This is a genomic window from Parapedobacter sp. 2B3, assembly GCF_041925275.1.
GTDB lineage: Bacteria > Bacteroidota > Bacteroidia > Sphingobacteriales > Sphingobacteriaceae > Parapedobacter > Parapedobacter pyrenivorans_A.
In genome coordinates this window covers 1-21722 of sequence record NZ_JBHEUZ010000017.1, presented here as the reverse complement: position 1 = coordinate 21722, position 21722 = coordinate 1, and the positions used below count along the sequence as shown (strand labels likewise).

Annotated in this window: 13 protein-coding genes; 9 read left to right on the top strand and 4 right to left on the bottom strand. The window is 53.8% G+C overall.

Annotated features, from left to right (window positions below; all coding sequences use genetic code 11):
* The first annotated feature begins 6 nt into the window (after positions 1-6).
* Genes ACEVG1_RS17010 through ACEVG1_RS16995 form a run of 4 tightly spaced genes read left to right on the top strand, consistent with a single transcriptional unit; the run spans position 7 to position 6097 of the window.
* Positions 7-969 (top strand): BT_3987 domain-containing protein, encoded by a 963-nt coding sequence (locus ACEVG1_RS17010; RefSeq protein WP_374744923.1) that lies wholly within the window; start codon positions 7-9, stop codon positions 967-969.
* Positions 970-1023: 54 nt separating this feature from the next.
* Positions 1024-2340, top strand: coding sequence for a hypothetical protein (locus tag ACEVG1_RS17005; RefSeq protein ID WP_374744922.1), 1317 nt, complete (start codon positions 1024-1026; stop codon positions 2338-2340).
* A gap of 5 nt (positions 2341-2345) precedes the next feature.
* Positions 2346-4067 carry a right-handed parallel beta-helix repeat-containing protein gene (locus tag ACEVG1_RS17000; protein WP_374744921.1) on the top strand — a complete coding sequence of 574 codons (1722 nt, stop codon included), beginning with the start codon at positions 2346-2348 and terminating at the stop codon, positions 4065-4067.
* On the top strand, positions 4067-6097 hold the full coding sequence (locus ACEVG1_RS16995) for a hypothetical protein (protein ID WP_374744920.1): 2031 nt from the start codon (positions 4067-4069) through the stop codon (positions 6095-6097). The genes ACEVG1_RS17000 and ACEVG1_RS16995 overlap by 1 nt, the downstream gene beginning before the upstream one ends.
* Here the strand turns inward: ACEVG1_RS16995 and ACEVG1_RS16990 are convergent.
* The 4 genes from ACEVG1_RS16990 to ACEVG1_RS16975 all read right to left on the bottom strand — a co-directional run bounded on the left by ACEVG1_RS16990 (position 6082) and on the right by ACEVG1_RS16975 (position 8472).
* Complete coding sequence (locus ACEVG1_RS16990; protein WP_374744919.1) at positions 6082-6678, bottom strand: RNA polymerase sigma-70 factor; 597 nt, start codon at positions 6676-6678, stop codon at positions 6082-6084. The genes ACEVG1_RS16995 and ACEVG1_RS16990 overlap by 16 nt on opposite strands.
* A gap of 217 nt (positions 6679-6895) precedes the next feature.
* On the bottom strand, positions 6896-7684 hold the full coding sequence (locus ACEVG1_RS16985; protein WP_374744918.1) for a DJ-1/PfpI family protein: 789 nt from the start codon (positions 7682-7684) through the stop codon (positions 6896-6898).
* Positions 7685-7757: 73 nt separating this feature from the next.
* Positions 7758-8351: a Crp/Fnr family transcriptional regulator gene (locus tag ACEVG1_RS16980; protein ID WP_374744917.1), complete on the bottom strand. Its 594-nt coding sequence runs from the start codon at positions 8349-8351 to the stop codon at positions 7758-7760.
* Complete coding sequence (locus ACEVG1_RS16975) at positions 8329-8472, bottom strand: hypothetical protein (protein ID WP_374744916.1); 144 nt, start codon at positions 8470-8472, stop codon at positions 8329-8331. Before ACEVG1_RS16975 ends, ACEVG1_RS16980 begins: the two co-directional genes overlap by 23 nt.
* Positions 8473-9063: 591 nt before the next feature.
* Here ACEVG1_RS16975 and cysC point away from each other — a divergent pair.
* The 5 genes from cysC to ACEVG1_RS16950 form a co-directional block, all read left to right on the top strand.
* Positions 9064-9627, top strand: a complete 564-nt coding sequence (gene cysC / locus ACEVG1_RS16970; RefSeq protein WP_374744915.1) for an adenylyl-sulfate kinase — start codon at positions 9064-9066, stop codon at positions 9625-9627.
* Positions 9624-10442: a sulfotransferase gene (locus ACEVG1_RS16965; RefSeq protein ID WP_374744914.1), complete on the top strand. Its 819-nt coding sequence runs from the start codon at positions 9624-9626 to the stop codon at positions 10440-10442. The genes cysC and ACEVG1_RS16965 overlap by 4 nt, the downstream gene beginning before the upstream one ends.
* 695 nt (positions 10443-11137) lie before the next feature.
* Positions 11138-17959 (top strand): DUF4347 domain-containing protein, encoded by a 6822-nt coding sequence (locus tag ACEVG1_RS16960; protein ID WP_374744913.1) that lies wholly within the window; start codon positions 11138-11140, stop codon positions 17957-17959.
* The gene (locus ACEVG1_RS16955; RefSeq protein WP_374744912.1) at positions 17956-21456 is read left to right on the top strand and encodes a gliding motility-associated C-terminal domain-containing protein; all 3501 of its coding nucleotides are present in this window, start codon (positions 17956-17958) and stop codon (positions 21454-21456) included. The genes ACEVG1_RS16960 and ACEVG1_RS16955 overlap by 4 nt, the downstream gene beginning before the upstream one ends.
* Before the next feature lie 59 nt (positions 21457-21515).
* Positions 21516-21722: type IX secretion system membrane protein PorP/SprF (locus ACEVG1_RS16950; RefSeq protein WP_374744911.1), on the top strand; the 207-nt coding region annotated here is incomplete at its 3' end.

Sequence of the window (21722 nt, the reverse complement as noted above, 5' to 3'; positions counted from 1 at the left end):
AATAAAATGAACAACATCAAGAATATATCCATCGGCTTGGGCTTGGCGTTACTGACGCTGGCATGCGGCAAAGACACAGGTTTCGAAAATCCCGACCGTTTCGCCCAAGTATACATGACTCAGGCGTACGACCTGCCCAATATCAAGAACCTGGCCATTGAATCCGATGCCCAGCCACTCTATTTCGGTGCGTCCTTCGGAGGGGTCAACTACCCGTCGCAAGACGTCCGTTGCCGGTTTGAAATCGCGCCTGATTTGGTAACAACCTACAACGCGGCCAACTTCACGACCTACGAACTGCTGCCCGAGGCGAGCTATACAGTGGAAAGCCTGGAAGCCGTACTTAAGAAGGGAGAGCTCAGCTCCGATGTGCTGCGCATCGATGTGCATACGGAGCATGAAAGCATCGACGCCCGTAAGCAGTACATGCTACCGGTGCGGCTGGCTGCGGCCGAGGGTGGCCAATACCCCGTCAACGAGCAACTCCGTGTTACATACTTCGTGGTGCGTACGGCCTACACCGAGCTGTCCAAGACCTCGTGGGAGGTCGCCAGCTTCAGCTCCGAAGAAACAGTAGGCGAAGGTCCCGACAACGGCCACGCCAAACACGCCATCGATGGCAACCCGGACACCTTCTGGCATACCCAGTACCGCGATGCCAATCCGGCGCATCCCCACTACCTGGTCATTGACCTGGGGAGCACGCAGGCCTTGCATGGCCTACGGATATTTGGCCGCAGCAGCTGGGCACCGGGCCGCCCGTTGGATATCGAGATACTGGTGAGCGACGATGAGGTAAATTGGATCGCTGCCGGCGCGTACGCATTGGATGGCGACGTGGCCGAAAATGAGGTATCCTTTATCGACAATGGCCAGAAAACCATCGATGGGCGCTACATCAAAATCGTGGTCAACCGCTCGTTCACCGGTTCCAACCACACGTGTATCGCCGAAGTGGAGGCCTTCTAATATATGCATTACACCGGGCGGCCGCGGCCGCCCGGTTTACTTTAGATTTAGCGTATGAGAATCATAGCCATCACGTTGCTTTACCTGGCTTCTGCCGGAACATGGTCGTGCACCAAACCCAGAGCGGACGATAAAGACGGCCCTGGCCCCATTGCTCCGAAGCCGGATGAAAAGCAGCTAGATCCTGCCGACTACCCCGGCCTCTTGTGGATTTATGATGCTGCCGATTGGAAAAATAATACCTATCACGGCCAGGCCGACTTCGCTTGGTCCAACACAGATGCAACGCCCGAAGGGCTGACCCTCCGTGTTCAGGCCACCGATGAGGTGGTTACCCGCACCTATTTACCGCTTGCGCTAGATGCCGATGCCATCTATCGGTTTTCGGCCGATGTCAAAGTCGGAAACGTTACAGGCGCAAACGGCGCCACCATCACCATTGTCGATGAGTGGTTCATGACCTCGCAAGACTTGGTGGGCACGGCCGATTTCAAGCCCCGGTCTATGGTCTTCCAGACACCGGCAGATGGCCGCGTGTCATTATGCCTCAGTTTGGGCCTGAACAGCAACAGGTCCAGCGGTACGGCCTATTTCAAGAACCTGAAACTAGAAAAGCAGGATTTTTTCACCCTGTCGAGCCAACACCTGCGCCTTCGGCTCCGGCCCGAAGATGCTGCTGTCGTGAGCGAGGAGGCACTCACCGACTGGCTGGCCAAACTCGACCGCGTGTATGGGGCATATACCGAACTCATCGGCGGTGAGCCCTACGGCGGCGAGCCCATCACCATTCTGGCAGTCGATCAGAACCCCCGTTCGTGGGCTTACGCCGGCAATCCCATCATCTGGCACCGCGTGCACGTGCCGGCATCCCTGCGTAGTGTGGCCCAGCGCAGCGACTGGGAATTCGGCATCATGCACGAGATCGCTCACGATTTTTGCGCCGGCGGCGACCGTTATCCCGGCACCACCGCCTATTGGAACTGGAACGATGAACTGTTTGCCAACTTCCGCATGTACTATGCTCTGGATCAGCTCAACGGCTCGTTCGTGCAAGGCGACAAGCTGTACACCGGCACGGAGGCCAAATCCTATTACCGGTCGGACGGCGGCGATTCATACGAAAACGCATTCCTGCAAGGGCGCTTCACCCACGACGCGCTCATGTATACGCTCATCCGTATCCAGGAGGCAATCGGCTGGGAGCCTTTCAGGCAGACCTTCCGGTGGCTGCATACCCACGAACACTCGCTTAGTTCAGACTGGGAGCGGTTTGATTTCTTTTTAACTAAATTGCAAAGCTATACCGAGGTCGACGTACGGGGCACGTACCCGTCCGGCGAACTGGCATTCATCCAAACGCATATGAATTAAAAACGATGACCACAATTCACATAAGCATGCTGGGGCTGGCGTTAGCCCTATCCGGCCCGCATATTTCTTGCGCGAACGGCATCACCGCAAGCCGGATAGACGTCACCGCATACGGCGCCTATCCAGACGATGGCCAAAACGATGCCACTGCGCTCCGGAAGGCAATGGCTGCTGCCCGGAGTCAGCCCGGCGCAACGGTCTACTTCCCGCCGGGTGTGTACCGGTTTAGCGATGCTGAGGCACGTCGCATCGAGTACGAGGCTATCAGCGGCCAATATGGCGAAGATGTGCAAGGTCACTTATTCAAGCCCGATGCTCCTTACGTCATCGCTTTAGACCTCGCCGGTAGCCGGGAGGTGACCGTAGAAGCCGCGGGGGCAACCCTGGTGCTGGAAGGGTGGTATGAGGCCGTTTCCATCACCGGTGCCGAAAACCTGCGCATCAACGGGCTTACACTTACGTATAAGCGGCCTCCCCACACCATCGGGGTTATCGGCGCCGTGACCGACAGCTATTTCGACATGCAGGTAGACACCGGCCGCTACACGATGCTCGACAGCGCGGTGACCGGCCGTATCCATTTCTACGATGTGGCAAAAGCACGCGTGTATACCGGTGCTTGGCACGATAAAAAGGAATGGCTCGATGACACCACCATCCGGGTTTTTTCAGGGGCGAAACCGCAGCCGGGCGACCTGTGTATCTTGCGGCACTCGGCGCACTACCGGCCGGGAATCCTTATCAAGGAATCCAAGAACATCGCCCTGACCGATGTGACGATCCATAGCCAGCCCGGTATGGGTGTGGTGGGCCACCGCAGCGAAGACATCTTCCTGCGCAACCTGCAGGTCATCCCCGAACCGGGCAGCGTGGTGTCTACCAACACCGATGCCACGCACTTTACCAGCTGCAAGGGGCGCATTGTGCTTGACGCCTGCAAGTTTGGTGGGCAGGGCGACGACTGCACCAACATCCACAATTATTACTATACGCTGTACCCGAATGCCACACGCCAAGGCTGGGTAGACATCGCGGTAGCGCAGGCCGACCTCCATGCGCTGTCGCTGGATTTCCCGGATGTGGGCGATACATTGTCGCTGGTGGCGCGCGGATCGTTGGAACCGGTAGCCACCTATACAGTACGTGGCGTAGACACAAGCCACCGCGAGTGGCGGGTGTCGGTGCAACTCGACGGGCCCCTTTCGGGCGACGCTGCCAGCCACTACCTCACCAATGAAACCCGTAGGCCGGCGGCGGAAATCACCAACAACACCGTGCGGAGCCACCTGGCGCGGGCGTACCTCATCAAAACCAACCGGGTACGTATCGTCGGCAATACCATCCAGCAGAGCAGTGGTACAGCCATCCAGCTTGGCGCCGAAAGTGGCTGGCGCGAAAGCGGGCCGGTGGCCGACGTCGTTATCGAAAACAACTGGATCGTGGATTGCGGCTACGGCCACGGCAGGCAGACCGGCACGGCCATCAACATCGCCGTGTCGGGCATCGACGGTCCACCACCGCCGCTCAACAAAAACATTGTCATCCGCAACAACGTCATCCAAGCCACCGGAGCGCAGGCCATCTACGTATCGGGCACGGATGGTGCATCGGTAACCCACAACGCCGTCAGCGGCAGCGACCGTGCCGTGCTGGTAGAACACAGCACCGACGTCACGGTGCGGGGCAACGGCCCACTTCCTGTAATCATCAACGACAATAAACAGTAATGAAGAACCCAATCGCTTATCTTTTAATTTTCTTAGGAACCTGCAGCATGCCCGAGGGGCTTACCGCGCAGCAACGTTGGCAAATCGATATCGACGGCGGCATCCGATGGAACGTGGATGGCCGCATTCCGCATTACGACCACATCGAAATGAGCGGCCAGTACCTGTCGGCGGTGCTGCGCTACGGCGTCAATGCCGATGGGTCTTTCAGCCTGGAGCGGTCGCTCGTATGGCCCATGTTGCGCACCATCCCCAACAATACCCACGCCAGCCTCATGCGTCGGTTTGGCATCGACTTCGTGTCGCAGTTGCAGGTCAATGGCCGGTCGCTCAACCGCGAGACCGTCAAGTCCATGCGCCTCAATGGCCTGCTCACCGTAGAGAGCGAGCTGGGGGCCGGCGATGAGCCCACCGACCGGGGCCCGGCGCTCGTGGCGCTCACCCGCACCTATTTCCCGGCGATGGACCAACCGGTTTTTTACGAACGCTATACGTTGAAAAACATTACCGATCGTGTCATCGAGGTGACCGTGCCTGTTCAGCACACCATCTATCATACGGACCCCGAAAAAGGGGTGTCCGGCAGCTACACGCTCCTTGCCCAGCTCCATATCCCGTCGGGCGGGGTGCATTACCTTAAACCCGGCGAGGTTTGTATGTTCGACGCTTCCATCCAGGCCCATAGCGACGACCAGCAAGCCATTGTACCCAACGTTGACGCGGCACAACAGGTACGCGCAGCCTTTGTTGCCGAGATGTGGTCCAAGCTGGTGTTCCATTCGCCCGATGAGACGTTGAATACCGCATTTGCCTTTGCCAAGATCCGAGCAGCCGAAAGTATTTTCAACACCAAAGGGGGCTATATGCACGGCCCCGGCGGCGAGTCGTACTACGCGGCCATTTGGGCCAATGATCAAGCCGAATACATCAACCCTTTTTTCCCGTTCCTGCACTACGACATCGGCAATGCCTCGGCGCTGAACGCCTTCCGCCATTTTGCGCGGTTCATGAACCCCGAGTACAAGCCCATACCCAGCTCCATCATCGCCGAGGGCGACGACGTGTGGGGCGGCGCCGGCGACCGCGGTGATGCGGCGATGATCGCCTACGGCGCAGCGCGATACGCCCTGGCACGGGCCGATAGGGAAGAAGCTGAGCAGTTGTGGCCTTTGATCGAATGGTGCCTGGAGTTTTCAAAGCGGAAAATCAATGCAGATGGTGTGGTCGCCTCCGACAGCGACGAGCTGGAAGGCCGTTTTCCGGCGGGCGATGCTAACCTGTGCACCTCATCGCTTTACTACGACGCGTTGATTTCCGCCGCTTACCTGGCCGAGGAGTTACGACTACCGCGCCGGGTTGCTACCAATTATCGACGGCAAGCCAAGCGCATCCGTACTGCCATCGAGCAACATTTCGGTGCCACGGTAGAAGGGTTCGATACGTACCGCTATTATGCCGGTAACGATGTGCTGCGTTCGTGGATAAGCATCCCGCTTACCGTAGGCATCTATGACCGCGCACCGGAAACCATCGATGCGCTGCTTTCGCCGCGGCTGTGGACGACCGACGGGTTGCTGACGCAGGCTGGTACCGAAACCTTTTGGGACCGATCAACGCTATACGCCCTCCGGGGTATCTTCGCTGCCGGCGAAATCGAAAAGGCGATGACCTACCTCAATCACTATTCGACCACGAGGCTGTTGGGCGATCACGTGCCCTATCCCATCGAAGCGTGGCCCGAAGGTAGCCAGCGCCACCTATCGGCAGAGAGCGCCCTGTATTGCCGCATCTTTACCGAAGGTATCTTCGGGATACGGCCCACGGGTTTCCACCGGTTTTCGATGACACCACAGTTGCCCGATGACTGGGATCACATGCAACTCCAGAATGTGGGCGCGTTCGGGGTACGGCCGTTTGATATCCACATCGAACGGTCTGGATCCCAACTGACCGCTAACCTACTGCGTGGAGGAACGCCGTTCCGATCATACACATTCCGGCCGGGCGAAACCATTCAGGTGGAGCCGTAGACGGTGGCCAGAAAGAATATGAACACCGCATTGCGGCCGAGGTGGTTTTTGATTGCCTGCATGGCGAGCGTCATGTGTTCCTTCACCGTGTAATACGAGATGCCTAGTTGCGAAGCGGCCTCTTGGTAGGTCAGCCCCTCCTGGCGGCAAAGCCTGAAAATCCGTTGCCGCTGTGGGGGGAGCGCCCGAACGGCTTCCTCCAGCAGCTCCTCGTATTCCCGTTGCTCAACGATCGTATCCACGGAAAGCGCCAGGGGTTCCGGCGTGGCCATAGCCATGCCGGCCTTTGCCTTTTCACGGTTGGCGATGGCCTTGAGTTCATTGAACACCTCATTCCGCGTGATGCGGTACAAGTAACCGGCAAAGGAAAGCGCCGGGTTGATGCGATGCCGGGTTTCCCATATTTTCATAAACACGCTCTGCGTAACGTCTTCGGCGAGGTCTTTATCCCGGAGGTAATGGTATGCGAAGGTAAACAGCCCTTTCTGGAATTGGTCGTACACAACCATGAAATCCACCCGCGAGCCGGCACGTAGTCGGATCAAGGTTTCTTCGGCAACATGGTTTTCTGTTCGCATCATTTCAGTTGGACCGGCAAGTCGACCTACGGGCCAATTGGATACCCAAAGGTATTCGAATTTAAGTCAAAATCAAAGGAAAATATAAACGAAGTGGCGATATGCAAGATCAGCCTTCAGGCCCAGCTCACAAGGGTTTTGGTTGTACGTTACCGTTGGTACGTCGAGTTGTTGCAAACGTTTATTGAATCTGATTGCCTGGTCAGCGAATGAGCCCAGGCTATTCTTTGCTTAAATAATCAGTCAGTGCTTCTAAAAATAATTTATTAAATGAACGTCCGGAAAATGGATTTTGGCTTGTTACTAAATTTCTATCTCTTATTGCGAAGTCTGACTTCGGCAGACCGCTTCTGTACTTTAACCCTAACTTTTTCAGTTTTTTTGCTATTTTCCTGTTTTCAGGTTTCCCCTTCATTATAAAACGCTCAATAACGAATTCCTCAAACGATGAAACTGAATTGACTTTGAAACCAACGTATGGATTTTCATCTTTTGGTATCGTTAAAATAAGACTTGGGGCATGACAAATAAGCCCTACTGGCTTGTTTTCTTTTGCGAAGTATTTTAAAAGGATCGGTGTGTTTTTGTCTGCCATCAAATCCACCATTAAGCCTTGTCCTCCCGGAATTATCAAACCAATGTAATCTGATTTTGCATCAATAGCTTCTTCAAGTGTTTTTGGGTGGTTGAATAAGTCATTAGTTTTAATAAAGGTCAGTGCTTCATCCTTTAATTCTAAGTTTTTCTTCCAATATTTATCATCAATGCTTTCTTCATCAATGGTTGCAACAATTCCATTTGGGGTAGCAAAATCTACGGTATATCCGGCATCAATCATTGATTTACATGCAAGATAAAATTCATTCAAAAACACCCCTGTCTGTCTGAGCTTTTCTCCGTTGTTCAACTCAATGGTATCTGCTGCGCTCATTACAAATAAAATTTTATTGCTTTGTGCATATACCGCATTGGTCAAAAGAAATATGATGGCAAGTATGCTAATAGTCATTTTATTTCCGCTTAATATCATTCTGCAAAGTTCACAAGAAGAAAAGCGAAAAACATTTACATATGTAAAGATTTTACTTTTTAGCCCTTATCCGGCTCAATTGTGTTGGTGAGATTCCCAAGTATGAAGCGATATGATACTGACTGATTTGATTTTCTAAATCAGGATGTTCTTGCCTGAAAATGTTGTAGCGTTCTTTTGCTTCGAGCGTTACAAGTTCAATTTCTCTTTTTTCTTTTATGGCGAACTTGTATTCCGCCAATACTCTGGCAAGACTTTCAATTTTAGGGAAATCTTTGTAAAGCGAAGTTATTTTGTCAAAATCGGCTACCAATATCGAACATTCTGTTAGGCACTGAATATTAATGAGATTTTTTTGTTTTGTCGTAACAGAAGAATAAGCAGCTACAAAAGTAGGAGGTGTAAAGAATGTTTTATTGTATTCGTTTCCTAAATTGCTTCGGAAAAACGCCCGCATTACACCCTTGGAAAGAAAAGCCAATTTTGAGGAGTATTCTCCTTCCCGTGCAAAATAATCGTGTTTTTTAAGTTGGGCTTCAGAAAACAACGATTTAAACATTTCCATTTCTTCATCCGTGAAGTTGATTAATTTTCTCAAATATGATTTCAGTTCTTCCATTTCTTTAATTGGGTGTTCGTTCTTCATCAAGCCCCGTTTCATCCGGCAACCCTAAGATATTGCACGCCAACTCATGGTCCATCCCTGAGAGGTTCACGAAGGAATCCGCTGGTTTTCGTACGCTCTTTTTGGTGGTGATGACAATCATTCGGGCCCTTGTAAAAGCAAAAGGCACGCTCCGAGACGCTGTTCCGATGGGTAGCGTGGCGTGTACTGCTAAGGCCAAGATAGCAAACTTATTTTAAGCAAAATAATGCACTAACGATACATTGAGTGATTTTTAGCGAATATTTTCCATATGTTAATGGATTTTGTGAATCGGTCCAGTTTTTTGTGAATTTGGGTCAGTAGCAGGTTTTACCTAGCGGTAATTCGCGTTCATTTTGTTTTACTCGTCAAGAAAGTCCGCGCAGATTGGATAACCCGCGTACCGCGCCGCGCCCAACCTTACCCGCGCGACAGGCCGGAGCACTGCCGGTGCCAAACCCGGTGCCCGCCCATTCCAATCAATTTCCCTTGAAAAAATTTCGAAATATTAGAAAAAATTACCATCATTGCGATCAGAAAGTCACCTATACCGAATCCAAGAAGAGATGGCTGTGATATTGGGAGGCGGAAGCTGGTAGATGATGGCTTAATCGGAACTGCCAATACTAAGATGAAACACGAAAGCTACGGCTATGTATCTTACATTTACCACGATTGCCAGCGGGTGTAAATCAACAACCGTTTCAAGCGCATGCAACATATAGTTCAGTTTACTGGACTTTCAGGTGTTGGTAAAACGACATTGGCAGCGCTTGCCAGTGAAAAATTGATTGCGTTAGGTTACAAGGTTGTTGTATTGGATGGTGACGACCTGCGGAAAACGCTTTCCGCCGACCTCGGGTTCAGCAAAGCCGACCGGCTGGAGCACCTGCGGCGACTGGCGCACCTAGCCAATGAAACCGATGCCGATGTGGTACTCCTGGCTGTTATCAACCCTTATAGAGCTACTCGTGCTTATTTCAGCGAAAACTGTGGCGCCCGTTTGGTATGGCTCCGGTGTGCATTGGACGTGCTTCGGCAACGGGATACCAAAGGGCTTTACGCGCGGGCAGCACTGCCGGCGGGCCATCCGGATCGGTTGGCCAACCTCACCGGAGTAAATGACCCGTATGAAGAACCCATCGATGCCGACTTGGTCATCGATACCGGAACGGACGCGCTCGAAAATTCCGCGGCTCAATTGGCCTCCTATTTAACCTCATTATTGAATAGCAACCCGGCAAGCCGGCTGCTTACAGAAACGCTACCTACATGAAACAGCTACATTTTATCTCGGGCTTGCCGCGCTCGGGATCGACATTGCTATCGGGTATACTCACCCAGAATCCCGGTGTACATGCTGCGATGAGCAGTCCGGTAGCCTCACTTATCAACGGCTGCCTGGAGCAGATCGGCGCCGGCAGCGAATTTTACTCGTTTTTCGACGAGCAGAAGCGGAAAGCCATCTGTTCAGCGCTATTCAATGCCTATTACCAGGATAATCCGAAGGACGTCATTTTCGATACCAACCGCCTGTGGACAGCCCGCATGCATCAGTTGGTCGAGCTGTTTGACGATTTTAAAATCATCTGTCTCGTGCGCGATCCGGCATGGATCATGGACAGCTTCGAGAAAATCTACCGCAAGAACCCCTTCGATTACAGCCGGATGTTTTCCGCGGGCAACCGGGCTACGGTATACACCCGCTGCGAGAGCCTGCTGAATGGGGTGGTGGGCATCGCGCTCACTGCACTTAAGGAAGCCTTCTACGGCGAGTATGCGGATCGGCTGCTGTTGGTGGATTATGAGCTGCTAGCCCGTTTTCCCGAACGGACGATGAAACTGATTTATGGGTTTACGGGGATGGAGCCATATCAGCATGATTTCGATAACATCGACTATTCGCACGACGAATTTGACTATACCTTGGGCGTAAAAGGGCTGCACACCGTGGCCCGCAAAGTGGAATTTAAGCAGCGGCGGTCTATCCTGCCGCCGGATTTATTCCAAAAGTACAGCGAAATGGCATTCTGGAAAGATACGGCAGGGAGCGATGCGAATGTAATCGCACCGAAAGAAACGAGCCGCTAGACCGGCGTATCAGCAACACCACCCACGAAATCGGGCTGCGTTACCGGTTCGGTGGGAAACAGGGATTGCTGTAAAAAACGCTATCTTAGCAGCATGAGTAATGAAATGGAGTCCTAACTGGCTTCGGAGAGTGCACTGTGCCATAGGACGCTTTGCCAGAAATGACGCTGGGGATTTTGACGAATCCGGCGGTCATAAGCTCCGAAATCTCCAATTAATACCACGCACCCCGACTTTTCCGTCAAAATTTCCCTATCAGCGGTCGAAGACTTCGAAAGGGCTGGCCGGTTGTTTTGACATCACTGTCGCGGTCAGACGTGGTGAAACCTATGCATCATTTTGAAAAAAAAAATTTCCAATTATTAAAAAAAGTTTTCTGATAATTGTAATAGAAAAGTCACCTATCCCAAATCGCCAGATAATCATACTGAGGGGTAGCCGGAGTGGTGGCTCAACGGAACAATTAATGAAGTAAACAAACATACATCCGCCTAGTTTATGCATGTAACATCTACCCACCAGTTTCTGCTGTATCCTCCATGTGAAGAATATCGATTTACCAGGTATTAGGTTTCACTGGGTGGAAGATCCAATACGCACACGAGAACGATTTCGGAATCGCACCGAAAGGAAATAACCTACAACAAACAACCGGATAGACGAAACTTACGACGATGAGTTTGACCAATCGTACAATGAAAAGCAAGAAATTCAGTACAGCTTTGATACAACTGGCCATGGTGGCCAGTCCGCTTTCGCTCAGTGCAGCAGCCTCGGCGTATTACAGTGGCCGGCGGGGGGCTTATGGCTCGGGGAGCAATAAAACCTACCTCGTTGATCCGGCGTTGGTCGGCCTGCCAAAAAGTGCGTTTAATTACAGCAAGGTCCATGCGGGGAATGCTCCGGCACAGCCGTTGGTAAGCGGGGACGAGCTGGTTATCCGCAAATCTCCGGTAAAGGAACTGCTGGTTGTCGACCGGAACATCAAAGACTATCGGCAGTTTAGCCGTTTGGTGAAACCGGGCGTGGAGTTGGTGGAAATACCGCAGGGTACGGACGGCCTGGTATACCTATTAGAAACGCTGGAACACTATGAAAACCTGCATGCGGTGCACCTCTTCTCGCATGCCCGTGCCGGCGAACTGCTGCTGGGCAACACACCGGTAGATGGGGGCACGCTCAAAAGCCACCCGGAGTTTGCGCGGGTGGTAAACGGGGCGATCAAAACGGGGGGCGACTTCCTGTTATATGGTTGCGAACTGGGCAAAGGCGAAGCCGGGGATGAGTTTCTGGAAATCATCAAAAGCAATACCCATGCGGATGTGGCTGCTTCGGATAACCGGACGGGAAATGCAGCTTTTAACGGCGATTGGGATTTAGAAATACAAAAAGGAGATATAGAAGCGAAGCCGCTGGCGAATTCTGTAGCGATGAAGGATTTTACGGAGGTGCTACAGACAACTACCATTATATTTGACCAATCTAATTATATAACTGGAAGCGGTGCACCTACAAGTGGTATTTATAATTCATCATCCAATGCCCAATTTAATGTATATGCCAATGGAACTGATTATGTGCTGACTGCGGATGGAGAAAGCGGTTATACCGGCAACGTAATCTGGGATTACTTATATAATGAAGGTGGAAATACTTATATAGAAACCAAAACAACATTTAGTTTTTCAGGAAATGCACCTTTTAAACCTAAATCTATTAGCTTATGGAATTTGACAACTTCTCATACGCAGGATATCTTTATCACTACGGATAACGGTGGTTTAGTTACAGTATATGATGTTCCTAAACAATCTGCAGCAGGTATAGCTAATCTTGATATCAGTGGCCTGCCGGTTGCCACAAAGCTGATAATTACCGGAAATATAGATGGTAATGTTGCGAGCAATCCCGGCAGTACGGGAGAGGGAGCAGGAAAAACGTACTTAAGATTTGACCAGTTACAGGTAGATGATTTAGGAACGGCAACAGCAGCACCAACTGCATGCGCACCTTCTATAGGTGTCACTGATTTTGAGGGGTTATATAGTTCGATTACCGAATTAAATTCGGGTACGGGATCAGCTACTGCTACGGTTCAGTGCTTTGACATTACCTCAGAGACGTTGAATCCAAGCCATACAGCTCGGGTAGTAGGAACCTCAATCAGCGGTAATGAATTGCTTATTATCCAGGGAGTAGGAACCAGTCCCAATGCGAATCTGGCTCGGGCTATCATCAAATCCAATGACGGAAGCGAATTTTCATTTAGGTCTATAAAAGTCCAACCGTTTGGAAACTTTACTGACTGGGATATCGTATATAACGGATATAAAGACGGGGTACTCGTGTCAGGGGCAAGCCTCAGTAGGAATGATATGAGTACAGGGGTAATGTACACAGATGAGTTCACTTCTATACCTGCTTTTGGAAATGTGGATGAAATCAGAATAGAGTTTGCTGCAACGGGCACTTCTTTTCAGAATTTCAGGATTGACGATATTGAGATAGGCGCAGCAACAGCAACACCAGTAAATACCGCCCCAACCCTAACCGCCAGCGCTGGCACCACAGCCTTTATAGAAGGCACTGCCATTGCCATAGATAACGCGTTAACGGTAACAGATACAGACAATACAACTTTAGCTTCTGCAACGGTAAGTATTAGTGGCAATTTTCAAAGCGGGCAGGATGTATTGGTATTTACCAGCAATCCCGCTACTATGGGCAATATTACAATAAGTAGTAATAATGCGGGCGTACTTACACTAACTTCTGCCGGCGCCACAGCAACATTGGCACAATGGCAGACGGCTTTAAGGTCTATAACTTATAACAATACGTCAGATAATCCTAATACGGCTAACCGCACTGTTTCTTTTGTAGTAAATGATGGTACCGATAACAGTACTGCCGCAACCAAAATGGTTAGTGTTACTGCGGCAAGCGATGATTGCATAATTTCTGCAACAATAGCAGATGCAGCAAACGAGATGACAAATGATTTAGCCCATTTTGGGCAAAGTTTTACAGCTTGTGGGAATGGTACGTTATCCAAAATAAAGTTCCTAAGTAGATATAATGGGAGTCTCTACCCTCAAGATCTAACACTTACTATCAGACAGGGAAATGGCTTGTCTGGAGATGTATTGGGGACGGTTACAATACCTCAGAGCACTATTGTAGAGGATATATCTGGTACAAATTTTACTGTTGTAGATGTATCCAGTCAGAATATCGCAATTAGCAATGGCCAGTTTTATACATTTAGTTTTGAAGGAGTCGATGACAATCGGGCTCAGCTCAATTTCGGTAAATGGATATTGCAGTCTGCATTTGAGAGCTTTTACCCAGGTGGTCGTATGTATGTTGGCAGTGTGGCTCATGATGATAAAGACCTCATCTTTGAAGTTGAAATTGAGGCGGGTTCTGCTCCGGTAAACACCGCTCCATCAGCCACTAATCTTACCCAAAGCAAAAGCTTTACAGAAGATGATGGCAGCGCTGTCGCATTAGATGATATTGTAGTAACCGACCCTGATGCGGGCGAAACCATTGCAGCAACATTAACATTAAGCAATGTGGCGGCAGGTTCGCTTAGCACAGGAACTTACGGTTCGGCAACGTCAACCTTTGCTTCTGGCGTATGGACGGTAAGCGGTTCTGTCGCCGATGTAAATGTAGCATTGGCTGCTGTAGCTTTTAGCCCTGCGGCCAATTTCGACCAAGACTTTACAATAACTGCCCGTATACGCGATGCAACGGATACAGGTCCGGCAGATGGAACAATCTCCATAAGTGTTACTGCTGTAAACGATGCCCCAACAGCCACCAATCTTACCCAAAGCAAAAGTGCAACAGAAGGCGGCAGCGCCGTGGCGTTGGATGATATGGTAGTCACCGACCCTGATACAGGCGAAACCATTACGGCAACATTAACATTAAGCAATGTGGCGGCAGGTTCGCTTGGCACAGGGACTTACGGTTCGGCAACATCAACCTTTGCTTCCGGAGTATGGACGGTAACCGGTTCTGTTGCCGATGTCAATGGAGCGCTGGCGGCCGTGGCTTTCACGCCATCGGCCGATAACGACCAGAACTTCACGATAACCACCCGTATACGTGATGCAGCAGACACCGGACCTGCCGATGGCACCATTAGCTTTACGGTTACCCCGGTGAATGATGCGCCTGTGATAACGGCACCGGCCACCATCGCCGTGACTGAGGATATTGAGGCGGCACTCATCGGCATTAGCTTTGTCGATGTGGACGCGGGATCAGGAAACGTAACCGTGACCTTAGCGGTTGCGAGCGGTTCGCTGTCAGCGACTACGGGGGCCGGTGTTACGGTCGGGGGCACCGCCAGTGCGCGGACATTGACGGGAACGATAGCGGATGTCAATACGTTTATCGCTGCGAGCAACGTGACGTACACCACTGCGTTGAATGCGACCAGCAATGTAACGTTGACCGTGTCGATCAATGACAACGGCAACACGGGAACCGGTGAGGCTCAACAGGATTCCGAAACGGTTACGCTGCTGGTTACCGCGGTGAACGATGCGCCTGTGATAACGGCACCGGCCACTATCGCCGTGACCGAAGACGTTGAATCGGCACTGACGGGCATCAGCTTTGCTGATGTGGATGCGGGATCAGCTGCGGTAACCGCGACCTTATCGGTTACGAGCGGGTCGCTGTCGGCGACCGGCGGAGCCGATGTTACCGTAGGGGGGACCAGCAGTGCCCTTACATTGACCGGATCGATAGAAGATGTTAATGAGTTTATCGCTGCAAGCATCGTGACCTACACCACGGCACTGAATGCGACCACCGATGTAACGCTTACAGTAGCCATCAATGATGGCGGCAATACGGGAACCGGTGGAGCCCAGTCGGCGACTGAAACGGTTACGTTGCAGGTTACCCCGGTGAATGATGCGCCTACCGATATCACATTAAGTGCCGGCACCATCCTGCAAAGCGCAACGGCAGCAGGAACCGAAGTAGGCACGTTGTCTACCACCGATGTGGATGATGGTGAGGTTTTTACATATACACTCAACACCACCGGTACGGCAGGGGGTACCTGTACGGACGACAGCGGTAACAGCAGCTTCCAGCTCAACGGCAATGTATTGGAAACAGCGGGGCCGCTGCTCCCCGGCACGTATAACATCTGTGTGCAGACCTCCGACGGCGAGGCGGACTTCAGGAAGAGTTTTACCATTACCGTAACCGATGATGTGCCGCCCGTTGTAAGCAGTGTCAGTGTGCCTGCGGATGGCTGGTACGTGGCGGGTGGAACACTTTCTTTTACCGTAAACACCAACGAAGCGGTCACGGTCGATACAGGCGGGGGTACGCCGCGTATCGCACTCACGGTGGGTGAGGAGACGGTATATGCTAGCTACCAATCGGGCAGCGGCAGTTCGGAACTCGTTTTCGCCTATACCGTTGTGTCCGGTAATCTCGATAACGACGGCATTGAGGTGGCTGCGGCCGTAGAACCAAATGGGGGAACCCTGCGCGATGCCGAGAACAATTTCCTGACGGGGGCGCTCAACGGTGTAGGGGCGACCACGGGTGTGCTCGTGGATGCCGTTGCCCCCAACCTGCAAAGCCTCAGTCCGGCAGACGGATCAACTACAGTCGTGCCCGGTGCTGATTTCAGGATGACTTTCAGCGAAAATATCGCGTTGGGTTCCGGCAATATCGTGATCTACGGCGCGTTGTATAGCCCGGTAGCCATCATCGATGCAGCAGCACACGGCGGCCAGCTGTCGATTACGGATAACCAATTGACGATCAATCCGGCGGCCGACCTGAACGAGCTCAATAGCTACTATATCCAGGTAGCAAGCGGAGCGGTTACCGATCTGGCAGGCAATGCCTATGCCGGTATTTCGGACCTGACCACCTGGAATTTCACGGTTGCCGATGTGACGCCGCCCACGGTAACGGCTGTCGCAGTGAACGGCACACCTTCGGCATCCGCGGAAGAGATCCAGTTTACGGTGACCTTCAATGAAGCCCCGGATAACGTTACCGTGGATGATTTCACGCTTACCCGAACGGGCTCGCCGGGCGGAAACATTGCCGATGCCTCGTTGTCTACGGGTAATACGGTTACCGTTACCATCGATGGAATCACCGGTGCGGGTACGTTGCGGCTGGATGTGAAGGCGAACTCGGGCATCACCGATGCGTTTGGCAACGGCAACGGTACCAACGGCTATGTACCGGCGTTTACCGGCGGCGGACCCCATGTCGTAGACCGGGAGGCGCCGAACGCACCCGAGGGCCTTGCGCTGGATCCTGCGTCCGATTCGGGCGAAGGTGACGACGGCATCACGAACGATAATACGCCGACCCTGACCGGGATGGCCGAAGCCAACGCGACCCTGACGGTCACCTCCGATGTAGACGGCGAGCTGGGTACCGCCATAGCGGACGGCAGCGGTAACTGGAGCTATACGCCCGGCACGCCGCTGACGGAAGGCATGCATAACCTGACGGCCACGGCCACGGATGCGGCGGGGAATACTTCCGCAGCGTCCGCTGCGCTGGAAATCACCATAGACACCACCCCGCATGCGAAACCTGCCGTGCCGGATCTGGCGGCGGCCTCGGATACGGGCGAAAGCGATACGGACAACATTACGAACCTGACCGACCTGACCTTGCAGGGCGCTGCCGGCTCGGTGGAGGCCAATGCACGGGTGCACGCCCGGTCTGACCTGGAGGGCGGCCTCACCAACACCACGGCCAATGCCGACGGCAGCTGGAGCCTGGATGTATCGGGCCTGATGGAAGGTACCCACCAACTGCAGATTACAGCCGCCGACACGGCAGGTAATACCAGCGTATATTCCGATGCGTTGATGGTCGTGATAGATACCACGGCCCCTGCCGGCCATAGCGTGAGCGTTGACGACGATGTCATCAATGCAACGGAGGCTGCTTCAATCGGCTTCACCTTCAGCGAAGCGGAAGCGGGTGCGGTCTACAGCTACGCGATTACGAGCAGTGGCGGCGGCACACCGGTTACGGGTACCGGTACGCTTATGACAACCACCGATCCGGTCAGCGGCATCGATGTGAGCGGCCTTCGGGATGGTACGTTGACGCTGTCGGTGACGGTCACGGATGTTGCGGGAAACAGTGCCATTGCGGTGACGGATGCTTCGATGCTTGATCAGGCGGTGCCTGAGGTGGAAGGCGTTGAGAACGGTGAATACTATAACGAGGATGTAACGCCCACGTTCAATGAAGGCACGGCCACATTGAACGGCGAGGCGTTTACTTCGGGCACGGTGATTGCCGATGAGGATGAATATACACTGGTGGTAACGGACGCTGCGGGCAACGCGGACACGGTTAATTTCGTGGTTGACAAGACCGTGCCCGAGATCACCGATGTGGAAGACGGTGCTTCATATAACACGGACGTGACCCCAGCCTTCAACGAAGGCACGGCCCGCTTAACGGCGCGGCATTCACTTCAGGCACGGTGATTACCGATGAGGATGCGTATATACTCATCGTTACGGATGCCGCTGGCAACGCGGACACGGTTAATTTCGTGGTTGACAAAACCCTGCCCGAAATCACGGGCGTGGAAGACGGTGCGTCTTATAATACGGATGTGACCCCGACGTTCAACGAGGGCACAGCCATGCTGAACGGCGCGGCATTCACTTCAGGTACGGTGATTACCGATGAGGATAATTATACGCTTGTTGTTACGGATGCTGCTGGCAATGCCGACACGGTTAATTTCGTGGTTGACAAAACCCTGCCCGAAATCACGGGCGTGGAAGACGGGGCTTCATACAACACGGACGTGACCCCGGCATTCAACGAAGGTACGGCCACGTTGAACGGCGAGGCATTCACTTCGGGTACGGTGATTACGGATGAGGATAATTATACGCTTGTTGTTACGGATGCCGCTGGCAATGCCGACACGGTTAATTTCGTGGTTGACAAGACCGTGCCCGAGATCACGGGTGTTGATGACGGTGCGTCTCATAATACGGACGTAACCCCGGTATTCAATGAAGGCACGGCTACATTGAACGGCGAGACATTCACTTCAGGCACGGTGATTACCGATGAGGATAATTATACGCTTGTTGTTACGGATGCTGCTGGCAATGCCGACACGGTTAATTTCGTGGTTGACAAGACCGTGCCCGAGATCACGGGTGTGGAAGATGGTGCGTCTTATAATACGGATGTTACCCCGATCTTCAACGAAGGCACGGCTACATTGAACGGCGAGGCATTCACTTCGGGCACGCCCATAACCGAAGAGGGCGATTATACATTGCTGGTCACGGATGCCGCGGGCAATGAGACGACGATCAGCTTCACCGTCGATAAGACCGCCCCGGATACCACGCCTCCGGCGGTGAGCGGCGTGGAGGACGGAGGGTTGTATAACCATCAGGTTACCCCGGTGTTCACCGAGGGCACGGCTATGCTGAACGGCGATGCGTTTGAGTCAGGCACACCGGTTGCCGGAGAAGGCATGTACACGCTGGTTGTGGCGGACAGCCTCAACAACGCCGATGCGATCCGTTTCAGGATCGACCTGACGGCACCGGTCATCACCGGTGTTGCGGACGGCGGAGTTCACAACGGCCCGGTTACCCCGGCATTCAATGAAGGCACGGCTACATTGAACGGCGAGGCATTCACTTCGGGCACGCCCATAACCGAAGAGGGCGATTATACATTGCTGGTCACGGATGCCGCGGGCAACGAGACGGCGATCAGTTTTACCATCGATAAGGCCGCCCCGGACACCACGCCTCCGGCGGTGAGCGGCGTGGAGGACGGAGGGTTGTATAACCACGAGGTTACCCCGGTATTCACCGAGGGCACGGCTATGCTGAACGGGGATGCGTTTGTGTCAGGCACACCGGTTACCGGAGAAGGCATGTACACGCTGGTTGTGGCGGACAGCCTCAACAATGCGGATACGGTCCGTTTCAGGATTGATCTGACCGCACCGGCTATCACCGGTGTTGCGGACGGCGGGCTTTATGCCGGAGCGGCTTCGGCATCCTTCACCGAGGGTACAGCCACACTGAACGGTGCGCCGTACACTTCGGGCACGCCCATCACGACGCCTGGCGAATACACCCTTACCGTTACGGACGCTGCGGGCAACGAGACGGTGGTACGCTTCACGGTGGGTACCCTTGCGGGTGCCCCCACGGGATTGCATGCAGAAGCGGGCAACCGGCAGGTGATGCTGGTATGGGACGCGCCTGCGGACGTGATTCCCGCAGTGACTAATTACGTAATCGAATACTCGGCCAACGGAGGCACAACATGGACTGTTCCGGACCGGGAGCCCTCTGCGGCGACGCGGTCGCTGGTGATCGGCCTTACGAACAACCGGTCATACCTGTTCCGCGTTTCGGCGGTGAACGGGGTGGGCACGGGATCGGCCAGCGGCACGGTGCAGGCCATCCCGACCGAGCCGGTGCCGGATGATGAAGGCAACCTTCCGGAGCCTGAACCGGGCATCCCGGTGGTCATCACGGATGGCAAGGTGGAAGCGGTGATGCTGGAAGTGGTGGACAGCGAATACCTGCGGCTGAGCGGCGACGGCTATGCGATGGAACTTGCCTCGCTGGGCGTGGACGGTGAACGGATCCCGATTTCGGCGATCGATGCGGTGATCCGGCTGCTCAAGGGCAACGGCACGCAGGTTTACGTGAGCGGCAACGGCTTCGAGCCGGGCACGGTGGTAACGGTTTACCTGTTCTCCACCCCGGAACTGGTCGGTCATTTACCGGTTGGTGCGGACGGCCGCTTCGGCGGCTCGCTGCCGGTCCCGGCAAACCTTGAGCTGGGGCAGCACACGCTGCAGGCAAACGGCGTGGTCGCCGGCGGTGGCGGCGAGCGTTCGGTATCGGTGGGGCTTGAACTGGTCGACCGCAGGCCGCAGTGGGTGGAGCTGGGTGCATTGGCTGACCGTACCTACGGCGATGATGCGGTCATACTTAACGCGGAGTCAACGAGCGGATTGCCGGTAACTTACACGGTTATGGATGCAGACGGCAAGCCGACGGACATCGTAACCCTGGCAAACAACAACAGACTGACCATCCGTGGCGCGGGCGATATCCTTATCACGGCTACGCAGGCGGGCAATGCGGATTACTCGGCGGCAGCACCGGTGAGCAGAACCCTGCACATCGCGAAAGCACCACTTGCGGTGCGCACATCGGACGCCACGCGTGCTTACGGAGAGGAGAACCCAGCGTTTGGCATCTCATACGATGGTTTCGTTGCCGGCGATGATGCCTCGGCATTGGATACCCGGCCCACCGCGGCAACGGAAGCTACGGTAACCGCTGCCCCGGGCAGCTATGCGGTCACGGTAAGCGGCGGAGTATCGTCTAACTACGCATTCACCTACGAACCGGCTACGCTGACCATTACGAAAGCAGACCAATCCATCACACTGAACGCCCCTGCGGAAGTGAACCGCAATGCGGGCAGCATCCAGCTGGATGTATCGGCCAGCAGCGGCTTACCGGTAACACTAAGCATTGACGACGAACAGGTGGCCACGGTAAGCGGCAATACACTCAACATCCTTCGGCTGGGCACGGTAACGATCACAGCCACGCAGACGGGCGACGGCAACCACGAAGCAGCGGAACCGGTTACGGTGACCGTGCGTGTGACGGACCCGTCGTCGGGCTTCCCCATCCGTGTGCACCAGGCGGTGTCGCCGAACGGCGACGGCATCAACGAGTTCTTGATGATTGAGGGTATTCGGGACTACGCAGACAACCGTGTGACCATCATCAGCCGTAACGGCACGGTGCTGTGGGAGGCCAGCGGTTACGACAACGACCGGGTGGTGTTCCGTGGCATCAGCACGGGGCAGCAGCAATTGCCGGCAGGGACGTACTTCTACATCGTTGAGGTGAAGGTAGGCGGGAAGTGGGAGCACAAGAAGGGGTATTTTGTGCTTAGGTACTAGTTTTAGTGGTCAATCGTTAATTGTTAATTGTCAATTGTCAAATGGAAGGTATAGCGTTTATGAAGAGAAGATTAATATTTGCCGTTGTATTCCTGACAGCGGCATCGATTACGGCCCATGGCCAGCAGCCGCTCACGCATACCCAGCACGGGCAGCTACGCACGGTCATCAACCCGGCGGCGAGCCTGTTGCGCACGGGCGGGGAGGTATCGGTGATCGGCCGGCGGCAGTGGGTGGGCTTGGACGGCGCCCCCACGGTGTTCTGG